Below are 15,934 nucleotides of genomic sequence, written 5' to 3'. Positions count from 1 at the left end.
GACATTGAGCAGCGGTAGCGACTGGCATCATGAAAGTTATAATCTTATGGTGCTAGTTTTTGTTGGCTCAACATCCGAATACAAATCTATTCATACTGTGTATTTAATTTACTGTAGATTATGCTTATTTAGCGAATAGAGCTCCATTCCAAGCGATATAAAATTCGTTTATTGAGGCATACCGTTCAGACCTTTCTTTAGCGACAGATTTTAGTGCAACATCATAGCACGCTTTGCTTAATTCCCAGTTCTCAAAAGAACAAGGTGTAAATGCGTTCATTTTATATCGCTGTCTTACTTCAGCATCAGTATAGTTACCGAAAAAACTGTCAAATAGCAACGCTCCAAGTGCAAATACATTTGTGGTTTCATCAATAACAGCACCATAAACATATTCTTCCGGTGACTTTAACCTCTTTGTCCCCCAGTAATCTACACCAATATCATTGAATGTTGGCTTTTTCCTAAAGAAGTCAATATCGCAAATTGTAGTAGTATCTCTTAAAAAATCATACATTATGCTACCGTCATAGAAGTCCACTGCAACATATCCATTTTTAGAAACGGTATCTAAAAACGAAAATAACACACCTGCTGATTCAATTCGTTTGGAAATCGGTAGTTGCTTGAAGCACTTTGCAGGGGGGACAATCTGTGGATTCTTGTAATATTTCTCAAAATTCCAATGGTCAAATAAGCAATCGCCGTCAGCCCACTTGAATACTGCAATATAAATCTCACCAAGAGTATAATGCTTGACGAGTTTTATCAAATTTTTGTGATTGATATCCTTGTATATAGGCATTGCCGCTTTTAAGGCAGCTATTGCTTCTTGCTGTGTTCGTATGGATTCTATTGTTTTTAAGCCTGCTACCTTAATAAAATACTTGTCTTCCCCATTATCAACACCAAAACTTATATTCCCCGAATCATTTTGGGCAAAGACAGCAAAAACTTTGCCAAATGATTTAAGCCATGAAAAATCGTGCTCTTCTTTTAAGCTAAAATCAACACTATCTAATTTAATATTAACCATAATTTCCTCCAAGTTTTAGGAGGGCTACAATATGGTCACCCTCCACATTTTGTTGTATATCATATACATAAAATCAACTCCTTTACATTTAAGATATCTATGTTAATACAAGACAGTCTTGTATAATTTTATTTGTATATTATATAAATAATCTGAGTTCACATTTAAATACTAGTTTGACTTTAACTAAACGCTTCCTCACTAATCTCTTATTTAAATTTTACCATATAATTACTGTAATTACATGCCTATAACTTCCACTTCCTTGGCCTAAAAGTAAAATATAATACAATTTTCACTGAAGACTTGAACACAATAAGCTCCAATTGCAATGTCTATACAGATAGACCTTTCAAATTTCCTTTGTGTTTTTTTATTTTGCCTTATAGTAAAACAAACTACGTCAATAAATCTAGGAGATAAACCATATTTATTTCCTAGTTACAAAATTTTCAAACATTATTGACAAATGGTAAATATACACTTAAAATTATACCTAGATAATCGATGCATATAATATCTAGGTATAAAGGAGGTAAACTATGAAAATCAGTAAAGAACTATTAAAAGGAAGTACTACCACCCTTGTTTTGAGCTTACTAAATAGCAGACCCATGTATGGTTACGAAATTATAAAGGTTATTGAACTTAAATCTAATGGAGTTTTCAGTTTTAAGGAAGGGACCTTGTATCCTATACTTCATGCTCTTGAAGGAGAAGCTATGATTGAGTCCTATTGGAGTGAAAGTGAAGGTAGCAGAAAACGTAAATACTATAAAATTACCGAAAAAGGGAACCTTTATATGAAAGAGAAAAAACAGGAGTGGTCTCTCTTCTCTGGTGCAGTAGATAAGATTTTATGGGAGGAGGTTGCTTTTGATCATGGAAAATAATAAGGTTAAGGATTATATAAATAAAGTTTGCATGCTTATAAGAAATAAGGATGTTCACTATGATATAAACCTAGAATTACAAGATCATATCGAAACTCTCAAAGAGGATTTCATAAGCTCTGGCTTGTCTGAGGAAGAAGCAACTGAAAAAGCAATCTCTCATATGGGAGATCCAAGTTTAATTGGAAAACAGCTAGATAAAACTCATAAAGCAAAAATTGGCTGGGGCGTTATAATACCTCTACTATGCTTTTCCCTCTTTGGACTTGTCACCATGTACTTTATCCAAAGCAAAGGAGCTGTGGCTGAAGCTGATTATATAAAAATGTTTCAGAAGAACCTTGTATTTTATATCCTAGGAATTGGTTTAATCACAGGATTATATTTCTATGATTACAGAAGAATTTTACCTTATTCAAAGAAGATTTACATCGGTACATTGGTAGTTTTAATTCTACAACTATTTTTCAATGTTCCTGTTAATGGCCACTATTATTTTCATATAGGCTTTTTAACCATTGATTTAATGCCCTTTTGTTTATTATTTTTAGTGGTTTCTCTTGCTGGAATATTTGAAGGCTGGGATTGGAATAATCTTTTAGGATTTTTAAAAGCTTTAGGGTTAATTAAAGTTCCTGGTTTACTCATAACTATAATTCCTGGTTTTTTAACACTCACAGGTACTATTACCTACAGCTTTTTATATTTTATTGCTTGTATAACCTTAATGTTTATGTCTAAGGCCAAGGTATCACAAGTAATTCTTTGTATAATATCACCTGTTTTTAGTATTTTCATCTATACTTTATTGGAACCCTATAGATTAAGAAGATTTGCAATCTTTTTAGATCCTGCTAGTGACCCAACTAACAGTGGATGGATATATCTGCAACTAAAAAAAGCTGTAGAAAGTGCAGGAGCCTTTGGAAATGGTTTCACCATGGAACCAAAGACCATTCCTGAGCTTCATACTGATTTTGTTTTTACTTATATAGTCTATACCTTTGGATGGATTACCGCCGTGGCTATAATTACGCTAATTATAATTTTCCTACTAAAAATAATAAGTGTAGCAAAGGTTACTAAGAATTCTTACGGAAAGCTTATAGTTTCTGGTTTTATTGCAATTTTAACTACAGAGTTTTTACTTAACATTGCAATGAATTTTGGAATTGCTCCTATTATGGGTATTAGTCTTCCTTTTATGAGCTTCGGTGGTTCCCAGTTACTTATTAATATGACTATAGTGGGGTTAATCTTAAGTGTGTACAGAAGGAAGGATTTAACTCATAATATGGCTAAAAAAGAAGCAATTTAACTTATTCTTTTAAGAAAGTTAACGCCTGCAAAGTTGCAGGCGTTAGTCTTATAGTTTTTATATAACCTTTAGATTTGAAGTTAGTAAGAACAATGTAACATAATTCATATATTGATATTTTTAGCTTGCATAGTAGGCATCATATCCTCCGCTACTTTAAATGCCATATAACTACCAGCATCACGATTACATAAAACAGTGTATACGGTTTTGTCATTTGGGTAATAGGCACTTCTAAATGATACCCCAGGGTCTCCGCCCATAACATGGATTTTAATAACACTTTCATTACATGTATCTAACCACACACCATAACCATAGGCATTACTATCTTCTCCAGTTTTTATTTGTGGAGTACACATAGCTTGTACAATCTCAGGCGCTAGTATATCCCCATTTAACAAGGCATTCCAGAATAAATACATGTCTCCTGCGGTAGTATAGGCACCTCCATCACCACCACCAATGATTGGCACAGAATAAATATTGGCTTTTAAGCCACCTTTTCCATTGTCTGTATAGCCAATTGCAGTATCACTCGGAAGATTGTCCATTGAAAAATAGCCACTATTATTCATCCTACATGTGTCAAAAATGTACTTCTGAATAAAAAGTGGAAAATCCATGCCAGAAACTTTTTCTACAATCATAGAAAGTATTACAAACCCACCATTGTTATATTTGAAACGGTAACCAGGTTGAAATTCCATTTTTTTATTTTGAAGTAATCTCAAAAAATCATTAGGTGATTTCATTGCATACATGGGGATGTTTTCCCATACACTGGCATAAGAGACATCTGTATCATTTTCTTCCTCATCAAAATAATCACAAAAGCCTGATGTATGAGTAAGTAGATGGAGAATTGTAACCGAATCATCCATGTATGGAAAGAAGTTTGGTAAACAAGCTGTAACCGAATCATCTAGTGATAATTCTCCTTTCTCAATTAGTTTTAATATTGCAACAGCTGTAAATATCTTGCTTCCAGAGGCTGTTGGAAATCTTGTGTCTACAGTATTTGGAATATGTTCACTTATTTTAGCCTCTCCCATAGCTTCTTCCATAACGGGTTCCCCATTAATCGAAAGGAATATAACTCCTGAAAAATCGGGTTTCCTATTTAATATTTGTGATTTTATAATATGAGTATCCAATCTTTTCACTCCTTTTTCAAATTCTACAAATAATATTCATTATAAACTTCAACCTCAAACTATACGTTATTGAGGAATTAAAATTTTCTTATTCAAATTTTTTCAGCTAAAATTACTAGTTTTACTTTAGAAAAAATTCTAACACCACTGAAGTAAGTCTATTTTACCATATAATCACTGTAAAAATATACCTGAAACTTTTCATTGATTCATAAAACTTAAATTAAAAGCACTTTACAACTAAGACTTAATAATCTTGAAAGCCTTATCTATAAATTACCTACCTATTAATTGAATTTAAATTTTAAGACACAGAAAAACAGCCACTGAGAAAATTACTCCAGGAGGTACTAGCTCCTTGAATACTTTTCTTAGTGGCTGCTTTTTTTAATTATAACAAATGTTATGACTTACTTTTTAACCCCTTCTCCTATTTAAAACTAAATCTATTCACCACTGTATAAGTCATAGCTATATATTCCTCAGCTAACTCCTCTAATCTCTCACAGAAAAGCTTCAAGCTACAATGCTGACTTACAAAGCTTAGCCCCATGAATCTTCAACAACTATACTTGCTTAAGTAGTGTGTTTTCCTAAGAAAATATATCTTTTTAACAATATAAAAATATTTGAACATAACAATACTTATGGTTATCTTTAAATATTTATAACAATATATAGTGTTTATGCAGGTTTCAGAGGATTTCAATTGAAATAGCTTAGTTCTTCCCCTACAAATTACATGCCCTCATTATAAAAATATATCCTTAGCTATACCGTATTTCCACCTGTTTCTTTCCTTAAAAACCTAAAGGAGCAGAAACTCCAAACATTTCTGCTCCTTTAAATTTCTATATTAATTTTTGATTAAATATATTATCAAGGTTCAATCTTTTTACTCTGTTTTTAATTTCCTCAGTGTCTAAAGTGTATAGTCCTAAATCCTTCATTCTTTGGAAGTACTCTGCTCCAGCAAAGGTGTATCTATTTCTTCTTCCTTCTCTTGTCATTACCTTCTCATTAGCAAAGGCTATGATATCGCCAATGGCAAGAAGTCTTGGTAGTATAAGTAATGGCATACCTAGTTGACTTCTCACCGCATTGTATCCCGCTAGAGAACCGGTTGCAATAGCTTCTGTGTGGCCAACAAATAAGCCACTTTTTTCTCCACCGCAGAATAAATTATCAAGGCCAACAACTCTTAAGTCATCAGTTCTTGGTGCCACTGATAGGTATCTTATGGAGTTTCCTTTTCCTCCTGCATAGGGGTCTACAAATTTAGCATCCTCAAGGCCTGGAATTTTTCTTAACTTCTCTAATGGATAATAAGAAGTCATTAGTTTTGCATGACCTGTGTCTAGCAGCACTATATTTTCAGCAAACTCTTTTAGTGCATATTGCTGACAAACCTTTTGCTTTAATTTATCTAAATTTATATCTTCTTGAGGAACTTTTAAAACCACAACGCCTTTTTCGTTTAGCTCCTCTGCAATTTCTTTTGAAAGGGTTTCTTTAGCCAATTTACAAGAACCACTAAAAGCACCGTAGATATCTTCATCTCTTTCTCCTTTTATATCTTCAATGCCTGCTCTATAACTAACACTTATTCTTGGTCCAAAGGCAGGGCATCTTAAAACACACATAGAACATCCATTACCATATCTCAAACAATTTCCCATAGGTCCAGTAGAGCCTGTTGTTTCAACAAATACATCGCCTTCTACAAAGGTTCCATCTGATAAGTAAACACCTGTAATTCTGTTATCCATTCGCTCTACATCTACAACTCTTGTAACCACTTTTACTTCAATTCCTAGACTTATTATATGTCTTCTCACTGCAGGTTCTATTTTATTTACATCATAAAGCCATGCATGTTCATGTCCAGGAAAATTCACATTTTTATGCCTTGTATTTGCATCTGTTATATTTATTAAATCTCCAGCACCAAGGGCTATAAGTTCCTCAGCTGCAGTGTATCTGCCATTATTTCTCATAATACCGCCTACATTACCTACTCCAAGAAGTAGATCGGTTTTTTCAAGCAGCACTACTTCCGCACCAGCTTTTCTAGCAGTTATGGCTGCTCCACATCCTGCCCAACCTCCACCAATAACTACAACCTTCAAAATAGTCTCCTCCCTTCAAATATATATTTAGGGTCTGTTTGCATCTTGCAAAGTCTTCTTAATTTCTCATCATTATTCATGATTGTGCAGCATCCACATACCCCTTCTCCACAACACATTTTTTCATTATTGCAGCAAGAAAAATGAATTTCTCTATTAAAAGCTTCTATTATTTTCATTATTTGATAATTCAATATATCCGCTCCATCACAGTGAACTAGAGAAATATCTTCTTTAGAAAGAATTTCCCAGAGTAACTTTCTGCACTCCTCGCTAAGAATTCCCCCTTGAAGCAAAGTAGTACATTCTAGTACTGAACAATCATGCTTTTCTAAAATAGGACTTATAAAGATGTTTTCAAAAGGCTTTTTGTCAATGATTACAATTAGTTTATTTCCATTTTGCTTAAGCCTTTCTATAACTGGCACCATGGGAGCCTGCCCTATACCCCTAGCAATAAGTAAGCATATTTTATTTTTTGTTTCTAATACTGATTTAAGCCCTAATATTCCATTCCAAAATGGTCCTTTAACCAATATATTTTGTCCCACTTCTAAATCATCTAATGCCTTTGTTTTTACACCCTTAATTTCCATAGCTAAGGTAATTGTTTCATTTTTAGTATCACAATCCATAACACATATGGGAGTATCAAAAGTTGATTCACAGTCTGGTCTCCTAATAAATACAAAGGAACCTGGATTCACTAAATCACTAATTAATTTATCACTAGCTTTTATTTTAAAAGTTAAAATTCTATCTTCTATTTTTTCTTTATATACTATTTTAAAGCTATTATATTTTCTTCCTGGCTTTGCTCTAAAGTTATTTTCAACAAATTCTTGATAAATACATACCCCGTTCCAATTACGACAATCGCAAAAGTCCTTACCATCTAGGTGTGAACAAAGAATACAATTCCCTGATTCAGCTAAATGACATGGACAATATTCACTGCCACAATCTATGCAGTTATATGGTTCATAACTCATGCTTAATCCTCCTAGCTTACTATACTATTAGAATATTTAAGTTCCTAATAAATGTTACTGCAAAAGCTATTACTTGAAACCTAAATATATTCTAGTAGAGGAGACCTTTTCAATTATGGTTAAGATTTTTAATCCAAGGACATAGCTTAAGGTGCTACATGCATAAAAATAAGCTATACCCATATTAACCTATGGATATAGCCTATAACCTATTTCAACTTTTTTAAAAAGCTTCTTTTATAAATCGTATTAAGTTCTTGTCTTTAAATCCTTTTGTAGTTTTTAAGGGAGCTTTCATAAGTACTGATTTTTCATTGGTAATTACCACCATTCCTATGTTTTCTCCAGCTTCTACATCTTTTTTTACTACGGCCTTTGGTATTTGCACTTCCTTGCCTATAACTTGATCTTGTTTTACAGGTATAATTATATCTCTATCACTAACTAAATCTATTTTATTCTTTTCATCTCCTACTGAAACTTGACCTAAAATTTCATCTTTAGCTACTATTTTCTTGTAGGTATAATTTTCTTTCACAAAATCATAAATTCTTTTGGTTTCTTCCCATCTATTACTGCAGTTCAAAGTTACGATTATTATATCGCTGTTATCATACTTAACGGAGCTTACTAAGCATTTTCCTGCCCCACCAGTATATCCAGTTTTTACACCATTAGCCTCTGGTATTTGATATAATATCTTATTTATGTTCTGAAAACTTCTTGTAAATCCATTTTCAGCACCATCAACAAGCTTTGCTGATACTATATCATTAAACTCCTTTATTTCTTTAGCCTTCATTGTGGCTATTGCTAAATCATAGGCTGAAGAGTAATGATACATACTATCTAGTCCATGAGGAGACTCAAAATGACTATCTACAAGTCCAATTTGTAAGGCATATTCATTCATTAAATTACAAAACTTTTCTATAGATCCGCTCATTCCTTCTGCTATTGCTATGGCACAATCATTTCCTGATTTAAGCATTAGTCCATGCAATAATTCTCTTAAAGTAACCGTCTCTCCACTCTTATATCCAACCTTTGATCCTCTAATTGAAGCAGCATTTTTTGATATTTCAAATTTTTCATCTAAATTTCCGTATTTTAGTGCTACTAAACAAGTTATTATTTTCGTAGTACTAGCCATTGGAATTACCTTATGACCATTTTGTTCAAATAAAACAATCCCTGTATTTCCGTCAATTGCAATAGCTGATATTGCATTAACTCTTAATGGTTTACTATAAACTTCAATAGATATATTACTTAATATTGCCACAATAATTAACATTGAGTAAAACTTTAAAAGCTTTTTTCTCATAATTTCACCCCTTAAGTAGAATTTAAATGTAAAATTAACCATTTTTGTATACACCATACTTTAATGGATATAATAATGAATATAAAAATTTTGGAGGCCTTAATTTGAAAACTTTACTTATTATTTTTTTTATAATATTAGCAATATTATTGTTACCTATTCCACTTAAAATAACACTGAGTTTTTCTGGTAAAAAAGCTCACATTAGAATATATAATAAAGAAATAAATATAACTAAAAGGTTGAAAAAGAAAATAAAGAAAGCCTCAGTAAAAGCAAATGATAAAATTGAGGAAGAAGTTATACATAAAGATTTAGTTAATCCTCATAATGCTAAAAAGATTATAAGGCTACTTAGAAAAAATAAATATAAGTTATCCCTTAAAATGAAAATTAACATTAATTATTCCTTAGATGATGCTGCATATACTGCCTTTGCTTATGGTCTTTTGCACCAACTACTTAGCTTTGTAGCCGCAAGTTTGAGTTTATTTTTTAACTTAAAAGATTTTAAATCAGAAATAAAACCTACCTATAACAAATTTTACTTAAATTTTGAAATTACTAGTATAATTTTCATTAATTTAGCAAAAGTTATATATATATGCATTATTATTATTTACAACTTAAAGTTTGGATCTAAAAAACTTAAAATACCTAAGGTGAAATATAAGGAGGAAGCTCAAAATGGATAATCATCCAATAGAAAATTTAATGAAAAGTACCATGGAAAGTATTAAGGACATGATTGATGTAAATACTGTAGTAGGTGAACCGGTTACTGCCTATGACGGAACAGTAATAATACCTATTTCTAGGGTATCCTTTGGTTTTGCATCAGGAGGAACAGAATTTGAAAACATAAGAGAAGTAGATAAATGTGATAGACATCCTTTTGGTGGAGGTTCTGGAGCAGGAATATCAATTAAGCCAGTAGGTTTCTTAGTTGTAAGAGGAGAATCTATAAGAATGCTTCCTGTGGATCATCATAGTACCTACGATAAGATTGTAGATACAGTTCCTCAAATTATGGATATGTTTAAAAATATGTTTAGTAAAGATAATGAGAATGAAAAAGAATGCTGTGCAGAAACAATTGTAAAAGATCCTTCAAAAGGAACCGTTCCTTTTGACCCATGTGACCCTGCTGAATAAAACTTATAAAAACTAAAAGACTGTGTATACACAGTTTTTTAGTTTTTATGAATTTCTATTAAATAGTTTCTATGATAACTGGTCCCAATTAACCAATTAATTACCTCTGATAAATCTAATATTATTCTACCGCTTCAACATCAAGATCAATATCTTTAACAAAACTCTCTAGAGTAGGTAATTGGTCCAAATTGTTAAAGTTAAAATGCTTTAAAAATTCATCAGTGGTATTATACAGGTTAGGCCTTCCCACTACCTCTTTTTTTCCACTTTCTTTTATAAGACTTTTTTCTACTAAAGTTGTAATAGCTCTATCACTTTTTACACCTCTAATTTCCTCTATTTCAACTCTAGTTATTGGTTGTTTATAGGCTATTATTGCAAGGGTTTCTAAAGCAGCTCTTGAAAGTGATTGTCTTATATTTGTTTTTAATAGCTTTTGTATTTGATCACTATTTGCTGGTTTAGTAACCATTTGATACTCACTATTAGTATTGATAATTCTTACTCCTCTAGCTTTATCACTCTCAAGGTTTCTTATCATATCATCCATAAGTTTTTCAGTAAATTCTATAGAACCTTCAATTATTGAAGCTATAGTATTAATATGTAATGGGTCACCACTAGCAAATAATAGAGCTTCTATAATTGAATAATAAACATTTTTATAAGAAGTATCTTCAAGTTCTAGTTGTTCTAATGAAATGCTATCCATACTATTCAATCCTCTCTATATAAATTTCTTTAAAATTACCTTCTTGAATTACTTTTACGTTCTTTAATTTAATAAGTTCTAGTAATGCTAAAAAAGTTACTATAACTTCTGTTTTGCTTTTATAACTCTTTAAAAGATTAGTAAAATGAACTTTTGGAGTTAATTTAATTATATTTTGAAGCTCACCCATCTTATCTTCTATCTTATAAGTTTCCATTTTTATTTTATCTTCAATGGTTGCCTCAGGGTTAGCCTTATTTAAGTAGTTATTCATAAGTTCATTATATATGTTATATAAATCTAGCATTGTAATGTTTTTTAATAAGTCTGCTGTGGTTTCCTTATAATTTTTTTCTTCAATTATTTCAGGTTTTTTACTGAACATTATTCCAGTTTCTCTTTCTCTTTCTAAAAGAAATTCTGCTGCAACTTTGAATTTTTTGTATAAGACAATTTTATTAATTAATTCCTTTGCAGCATCTTCTTCATTTTCCTCTTCATTCTCTACTTTAGGCTTTGGTAGAAGAATTTTAGACTTAATTTCTATTAAAGTTGCTGCTATAACTATAAACTCAGAAGTTATATCTAAATCCATTTCTTTCATCTGCTTTAGAATGTCTAAGTATTGATTTGTTATTTCTAATATTCTTATGTTATATATGTCCATTTCATTTTTTTTAATTAAGTGTAATAATAAATCAAAAGGGCCTTCAAAATTGGTTATCTTTATACTAAGCGACATATGCTTCTCCTAAATAGAATTTTTTAATCCCTTACCAGGTAAGTTTCATCTTATTATAACTCATTTTAATCCAAAATTCATCTTAAATATATAAGTTGCAACACTATTTCTACATAATAATCTAATGAGTCCAGTCATAAACTTCATCTTCATAACTTGTACCCTCATCTTTAAAGTAAAAGTTATTTTAGAAGTTATTTTCATAGGGCCCCGTGGTTAAAATCTAATTTTTATATCAGTCCTATACTACTTCTTTTAGTAGTTTATACGGATGAATTTTATCCATACTGAATAAGTTAACATCCCATCATGGAACCTCTGTATAAACTTATAATGAATGAATAAAAATAAACCCCTAAATTTTAGGAGTTTATTTTTATATCTTTCATTATAAGGAACCAGATTTAAAACTTAACTTATACGTAAGTCCTCACCTTGTTCCTTTAAGGGTTTATGAATAGAATTTTAATTCATACTGAATAAGTTAGAATTAAAACATAGAATCCTTTATCTTTCCATAGTAATAATAACTTATATTCTATTTAAACTAAACTAATCTATATAGCGTGATCAAAAATATCTGTAAGCATATTTTTAAGGTTATTAAGGAATTGTGATTGTTTTACTTCTCTGTCACTGTATAAGTCAATCTTCTTAACAAGATTATCTCCAACGAAAACTTCACAATATCCTACTATATCTCCTTCTTTAAAGCCTTTAAGATTTGGGTCAATAGTAACTTTTTTAGTCACTTGATCTTCTGTTCCTCTTTCAAGGGTTACTTTGACATCATCTTTTGCTTTTGCAATGTAGAACTTCTCACCTTTCTTATCTAGAGCTACTTTTTCAACTTCTGAATCCTTTGCAATTATATTTTTACTTTCAAATTTAGCAAAACCATAATCCATTAGTTTACTTGCATCAGCATTTCTTTGTTTATAACTTGGAGCACCCATTATTACTGCTAGCATTCTTACATCATTTCTTACTGCTGTAGCAGAAATACAGTACATAGCTTCTTGAGTAAACCCTGTTTTTAAACCATCACAACCTTTGTAAAATCTTACAAGCTTATTATGGTTAACTAATTCTATTGGACTCTTTCTACCATCAGAAATAGTTTCCATGTAAATTGATGAATACTTTAGTATAGTTGGATGTTTAAGTAATTCTCTAGACATTAATGCAATATCGTTAGCTGTAGATAAATGTCCATCAGCACTTAATCCAGTACAATTTCTAAAAGTTGTGTCATTCATTCCTAGTTCTTTAGCTTTTTCATTCATCTTAACTACGAAAGCCTCTTCACTACCTTCTAAGAATTCCGCCATAGCAACAGCAGCATCATTTCCTGATGCAATTGCTATACCCTTTAATATTTCCTCTACTGTTCTAACTTCGCCAGTATCAAGAATCATACTACTTCCACCCATGGACTTAACTTTTTCACTACAAACTATTTTATCAGAAAGCTTAACTTTACCACTGTCTATCGCTTCCATAGCTAAAAGCATAGTCATTATCTTTGTTACAGAAGCAGGAGCAAATTTTTCTTTTGAATTTTTCTCGTATAGAACTTTTCCAGTAGTTGGCTCTATTAATAGAGCTGATCTAGCATCTGGCTCAAAACCAACTGCATTATTAGCAGGCGCATTTTCCTTTGTCTTTGGTGCTAAAGCCTTAACTGGCACTGCACAAAGTTGTAGTGAAAATATCATTGATAGTAATAAACTAAGTATTGCACTTCTCTTTTTCATAGCTTACCTCCATAATGTTTTTTATAGAGTTATTTTTACCTAAAGACTCATATATTATCCAAAAATACAAAAAGTCAGATTAAAAATCTGACTTTTTACTTAATCTACTATATGATGAATTAATGGAATATTATCTACATAATTTGGTGAAATTACATAATTACTTAAAATATCTTGTTTAGCTTTTTCTATATTGCTTTCATCATTGCTATGTATATAAGCTATAACATCTCCCTTAGATACTTTTTCACCTCTTTTTTTGTTTAACACAATTCCTACAGCTAAGTCAATTATACTTTCCTTAGTTGCTCTTCCTGCTCCAAGTTCCATAGCTATTAATCCAATACTCTCAGCATGAATTTTTTCTATAACTCCATCAGTGTCCGCCATAACTGGAACAACATATTTAGCTTTAGGAAGTAATGCAGTGTCGTCTATGCAAGCAGTATCTCCACCTTGTGCCTTAACAAATTCTTTTAATTTATTTATAGCAGCTCCTGAAGTTATAGTTTCTTGAAGCTTTTCTCTAGCTTCTTCTACATTTTTTGCTGCTCCAGCCAGGGTTACCATATAACTTCCTAGGGTTAAACAAAGTTCAAATAAATCCTTTGGTCCATTTCCCTTTAAAGTATCAATTGCTTCTTCTACTTCAAGAGCATTTCCTATAGCAAGTCCTAGCGGTTGATCCATATCTGAAATTATAGCTACGGTTTTCCTTCCAACATTTGTTCCTATACTAACCATTTCAGCTGCTAATTCCTGTGCTGCTTCTGGAGTTTTCATAAAAGCTCCTTCTCCAACTTTAACATCTAGAACGATGCAGTCTGCTCCTGCTGCAATTTTTTTACTCATGATACTTGAAGCTATTAACGATACATTATCTACTGTTGCCGTTACATCTCTAAGAGCGTAAAGCTTCTTATCTGCTGGAGCTAATTCTCCTGTTTGTCCTCCAACAGCTATTTTTATGTTGTTTACATTACCTATAAACTTATCTCTAGGCATTTCTACAGAAAAACCCTTAAAGGACTCTAATTTATCAATAGTACCACCAGTATGTCCAAGTCCTCTACCTGACATTTTAGCTACTGGCACACCTAAAGCAGCAACCATAGGTCCTAATACTAAAGTTGTAGTATCTCCTACTCCACCTGTACTATGTTTATCAACCTTAATACCCTCTATCTCACTTAAATCTAGAATATCACCAGAGTTAACCATAGCCATTGTTAAGTCAGCTGTTTCTCTTCCATTCATTTTTTGGAAGAAGATTGCCATAAGTAAAGCTGATACTTGATAATCTGGAATCTCCCCATTTGTGTAGTTTTCTACGAAATAGTTAATTTCTTCTTTGGTTAATTCATTACCGTTTCTCTTTTTAAGAATTAAATCATACATTCTCATAGTTATTGTTTTTAGAAAATCTAAAAACATCCACCTCCTATCTAAACATACATAATTTTAAAATCCAACACTGTTTTATACTATAAGTTGAATCAAATTTCTAAAGATATTCACAGATAGAAATTACAGTTATTCAAAAACTATTTTTCAGAACCACTAGTTTATAAGTAAAAAAATAGTTGAATATATTTAAAATTCACTGTGAATATTTCTGCCTAAACATATATTAAAAAATTAAATTAAAAATTCTACCTTAAATTTTCTCTACTATCTCTTTTACTAAGGATATAAATTTTGCCATTGCTCTATTAGCAGTTTCAACAACTCTTGAGTGATCAAGAGGTTCTAAATTATCAGCAAGTGCCATATCAGTTATACAAGAAATTCCAAGTACTCTCATAGACATATGATTTGCAACTATTACTTCTGGAACTGTAGACATACCTACCGCATCTCCACCAATTAATCTTAACATATTAAGCTCTGCTGGTGTCTCATAAGTAGGTCCTGACACTGGGCAATAAACCCCTTGTTGAACTTTTATGCCAAGGTCTTGAGCAGAATCTAAAGCTATTTTTCTTAATTCTTTATTATATGCACAGGACATATCTGGGAATCTTGGACCTAACTCCTCAAAGTTTCCTCCAATTAAAGGATTGTTACCTATCATATTAATATGGTCTGTAATAATCATTAAATCTCCTGGCTCAAAGTTAGGATTCATTCCGCCAGCAGCATTAGTGATAATTATATCTTTAATGCCTAAAGCTTTAATTACTCTTACTGGAAAAGTAACTGTTTCCATATCATAACCTTCATAATAATGGAATCTTCCATTCATAGCTAATACTGTTTTTCCACGTAACTTTCCGATTATCATTTCCCCTGCATGGCCCTTTACTGTGGACTCAGGAAACCCTGGAATGTCAGAATACTTTATTGTTTTTTGCTCTTCAATGTCATTAACAATTCCACCTAAGCCACTTCCAAGTATTATAGCAACATCAATTTTTTCACTATACTTTCCAAGAATAAATGCCTTAGCTTCTTCCATTCTTTTTAATAAATCCATGATAAACCCTCCAAACTTTCCTTAGTTTTTCTTTTTTCATAGAAATTCTTTTAAATAAGGAACTTCATATTTCTTCTTTGAGAAACTTTCTTCAAATACTGTGCTTAAATTTATATAAGAACACAACACTTACTAAATTAAAACTTAGAAATTAAAACTTAGAATTTAAAATTTAACTAAGTAAGTGCCTCAAATAATGAATAAATACATATTCCTTCCCAATTGAGAAGGAATATG

The 15,934-nt window shown here is 31.5% G+C and carries 14 protein-coding genes; 4 read left to right on the top strand and 10 right to left on the bottom strand.

The window, feature by feature from the left end; genetic code table 11:
- Positions 1 to 124: 124 nt before the first annotated feature.
- A complete protein-coding gene (locus J2Z44_RS17005) occupies positions 125 to 1,036 on the bottom strand; it encodes a hypothetical protein (protein ID WP_021284864.1) in 912 nt (303 codons plus the stop codon).
- A 542-nt stretch (positions 1,037 to 1,578) separates the two neighbouring features.
- On the opposite strand from J2Z44_RS17005, the gene J2Z44_RS17000 reads away from it, so the two are divergent.
- Together J2Z44_RS17000 and J2Z44_RS16995 are read left to right on the top strand one after the other, a co-directional pair.
- Positions 1,579 to 1,929, top strand: coding sequence for a PadR family transcriptional regulator (locus J2Z44_RS17000; RefSeq protein WP_021284863.1), 351 nt, complete (start codon positions 1,579 to 1,581; stop codon positions 1,927 to 1,929).
- Complete coding sequence (locus J2Z44_RS16995; protein WP_021284862.1) at positions 1,919 to 3,247, top strand: FtsW/RodA/SpoVE family cell cycle protein; 1,329 nt, start codon at positions 1,919 to 1,921, stop codon at positions 3,245 to 3,247. Before J2Z44_RS17000 ends, J2Z44_RS16995 begins: the two co-directional genes overlap by 11 nt.
- Positions 3,248 to 3,351: 104 nt before the next feature.
- Here J2Z44_RS16995 and J2Z44_RS16990 read toward each other — a convergent pair whose 3' ends face one another.
- The 4 genes from J2Z44_RS16990 to J2Z44_RS16975 form a co-directional block, all read right to left on the bottom strand.
- Positions 3,352 to 4,413: a serine hydrolase domain-containing protein gene (locus J2Z44_RS16990; protein WP_342591521.1), complete on the bottom strand. Its 1,062-nt coding sequence runs from the start codon at positions 4,411 to 4,413 to the stop codon at positions 3,352 to 3,354.
- 842 nt (positions 4,414 to 5,255) lie between these two features.
- Complete coding sequence (locus J2Z44_RS16985) at positions 5,256 to 6,533, bottom strand: FAD-dependent oxidoreductase (RefSeq protein WP_021284859.1); 1,278 nt, start codon at positions 6,531 to 6,533, stop codon at positions 5,256 to 5,258.
- Positions 6,530 to 7,525: a sulfide/dihydroorotate dehydrogenase-like FAD/NAD-binding protein gene (locus J2Z44_RS16980; RefSeq protein WP_021284858.1), complete on the bottom strand. Its 996-nt coding sequence runs from the start codon at positions 7,523 to 7,525 to the stop codon at positions 6,530 to 6,532. The genes J2Z44_RS16985 and J2Z44_RS16980 overlap by 4 nt, the downstream gene beginning before the upstream one ends.
- A gap of 223 nt (positions 7,526 to 7,748) precedes the next feature.
- Positions 7,749 to 8,852, bottom strand: a complete 1,104-nt coding sequence (locus tag J2Z44_RS16975; protein ID WP_021284857.1) for a D-alanyl-D-alanine carboxypeptidase family protein — start codon at positions 8,850 to 8,852, stop codon at positions 7,749 to 7,751.
- 104 nt (positions 8,853 to 8,956) lie between these two features.
- Here J2Z44_RS16975 and J2Z44_RS16970 point away from each other — a divergent pair, with 104 nt between their 5' ends.
- Both J2Z44_RS16970 and ytfJ read left to right on the top strand, forming a co-directional pair.
- Entirely contained in the window at positions 8,957 to 9,547 is a 591-nt protein-coding gene (locus J2Z44_RS16970) for a DUF2953 domain-containing protein (protein ID WP_021284856.1), read from the top strand.
- The gene (gene ytfJ / locus J2Z44_RS16965) at positions 9,540 to 10,007 is read left to right on the top strand and encodes a GerW family sporulation protein (RefSeq protein ID WP_021284855.1); all 468 of its coding nucleotides are present in this window, start codon (positions 9,540 to 9,542) and stop codon (positions 10,005 to 10,007) included. Before J2Z44_RS16970 ends, ytfJ begins: the two co-directional genes overlap by 8 nt.
- Before the next feature lie 121 nt (positions 10,008 to 10,128).
- On the opposite strand, the gene scpB is transcribed toward ytfJ, so the two are convergent.
- From scpB to J2Z44_RS16940, 5 genes are all read right to left on the bottom strand, one after another.
- On the bottom strand, positions 10,129 to 10,722 hold the full coding sequence (scpB, locus tag J2Z44_RS16960; RefSeq protein WP_021284854.1) for an SMC-Scp complex subunit ScpB: 594 nt from the start codon (positions 10,720 to 10,722) through the stop codon (positions 10,129 to 10,131).
- 1 nt (position 10,723) lies between these two features.
- Complete coding sequence (locus J2Z44_RS16955; RefSeq protein ID WP_209649857.1) at positions 10,724 to 11,464, bottom strand: segregation/condensation protein A; 741 nt, start codon at positions 11,462 to 11,464, stop codon at positions 10,724 to 10,726.
- A 557-nt stretch (positions 11,465 to 12,021) separates the two neighbouring features.
- Positions 12,022 to 13,221: a D-alanyl-D-alanine carboxypeptidase family protein gene (locus tag J2Z44_RS16950; RefSeq protein WP_021284850.1), complete on the bottom strand. Its 1,200-nt coding sequence runs from the start codon at positions 13,219 to 13,221 to the stop codon at positions 12,022 to 12,024.
- Positions 13,222 to 13,320: 99 nt separating this feature from the next.
- Positions 13,321 to 14,625 carry a pyrimidine-nucleoside phosphorylase gene (locus J2Z44_RS16945; RefSeq protein ID WP_031271844.1) on the bottom strand — a complete coding sequence of 435 codons (1,305 nt, stop codon included), beginning with the start codon at positions 14,623 to 14,625 and terminating at the stop codon, positions 13,321 to 13,323.
- A gap of 253 nt (positions 14,626 to 14,878) precedes the next feature.
- Positions 14,879 to 15,697, bottom strand: coding sequence for a purine-nucleoside phosphorylase (locus J2Z44_RS16940; protein ID WP_021284848.1), 819 nt, complete (start codon positions 15,695 to 15,697; stop codon positions 14,879 to 14,881).
- Positions 15,698 to 15,934: the final 237 nt, after the last annotated feature.

The sequence above is a fragment of the Clostridium punense genome (genome assembly GCF_017874425.1).
GTDB lineage: Bacteria > Bacillota > Clostridia > Clostridiales > Clostridiaceae > Clostridium_J > Clostridium_J punense.
Note: the sequence above shows the minus strand (reverse complement) of the source record. Positions and strands in the feature narration are given on the sequence as shown.

Coding starts and splice junctions, on each gene's coding strand:
- J2Z44_RS16955 (WP_209649857.1), bottom strand. CDS start 11,464: ATGTCGCTTAGTATAAAGATAACCAATTTTGAAGGCCCTTTTGATTTA.
- J2Z44_RS16940 (WP_021284848.1), bottom strand. CDS start 15,697: ATGGATTTATTAAAAAGAATGGAAGAAGCTAAGGCATTTATTCTTGGA.
- ytfJ (WP_021284855.1), top strand. CDS start 9,540: ATGGATAATCATCCAATAGAAAATTTAATGAAAAGTACCATGGAAAGT.
- J2Z44_RS17000 (WP_021284863.1), top strand. CDS start 1,579: ATGAAAATCAGTAAAGAACTATTAAAAGGAAGTACTACCACCCTTGTT.
- J2Z44_RS16980 (WP_021284858.1), bottom strand. CDS start 7,525: ATGAGTTATGAACCATATAACTGCATAGATTGTGGCAGTGAATATTGT.
- J2Z44_RS16995 (WP_021284862.1), top strand. CDS start 1,919: ATGGAAAATAATAAGGTTAAGGATTATATAAATAAAGTTTGCATGCTT.
- scpB (WP_021284854.1), bottom strand. CDS start 10,722: ATGGATAGCATTTCATTAGAACAACTAGAACTTGAAGATACTTCTTAT.
- J2Z44_RS16945 (WP_031271844.1), bottom strand. CDS start 14,625: ATGAGAATGTATGATTTAATTCTTAAAAAGAGAAACGGTAATGAATTA.
- J2Z44_RS16950 (WP_021284850.1), bottom strand. CDS start 13,221: ATGAAAAAGAGAAGTGCAATACTTAGTTTATTACTATCAATGATATTT.
- J2Z44_RS17005 (WP_021284864.1), bottom strand. CDS start 1,036: ATGGTTAATATTAAATTAGATAGTGTTGATTTTAGCTTAAAAGAAGAG.
- J2Z44_RS16975 (WP_021284857.1), bottom strand. CDS start 8,852: ATGAGAAAAAAGCTTTTAAAGTTTTACTCAATGTTAATTATTGTGGCA.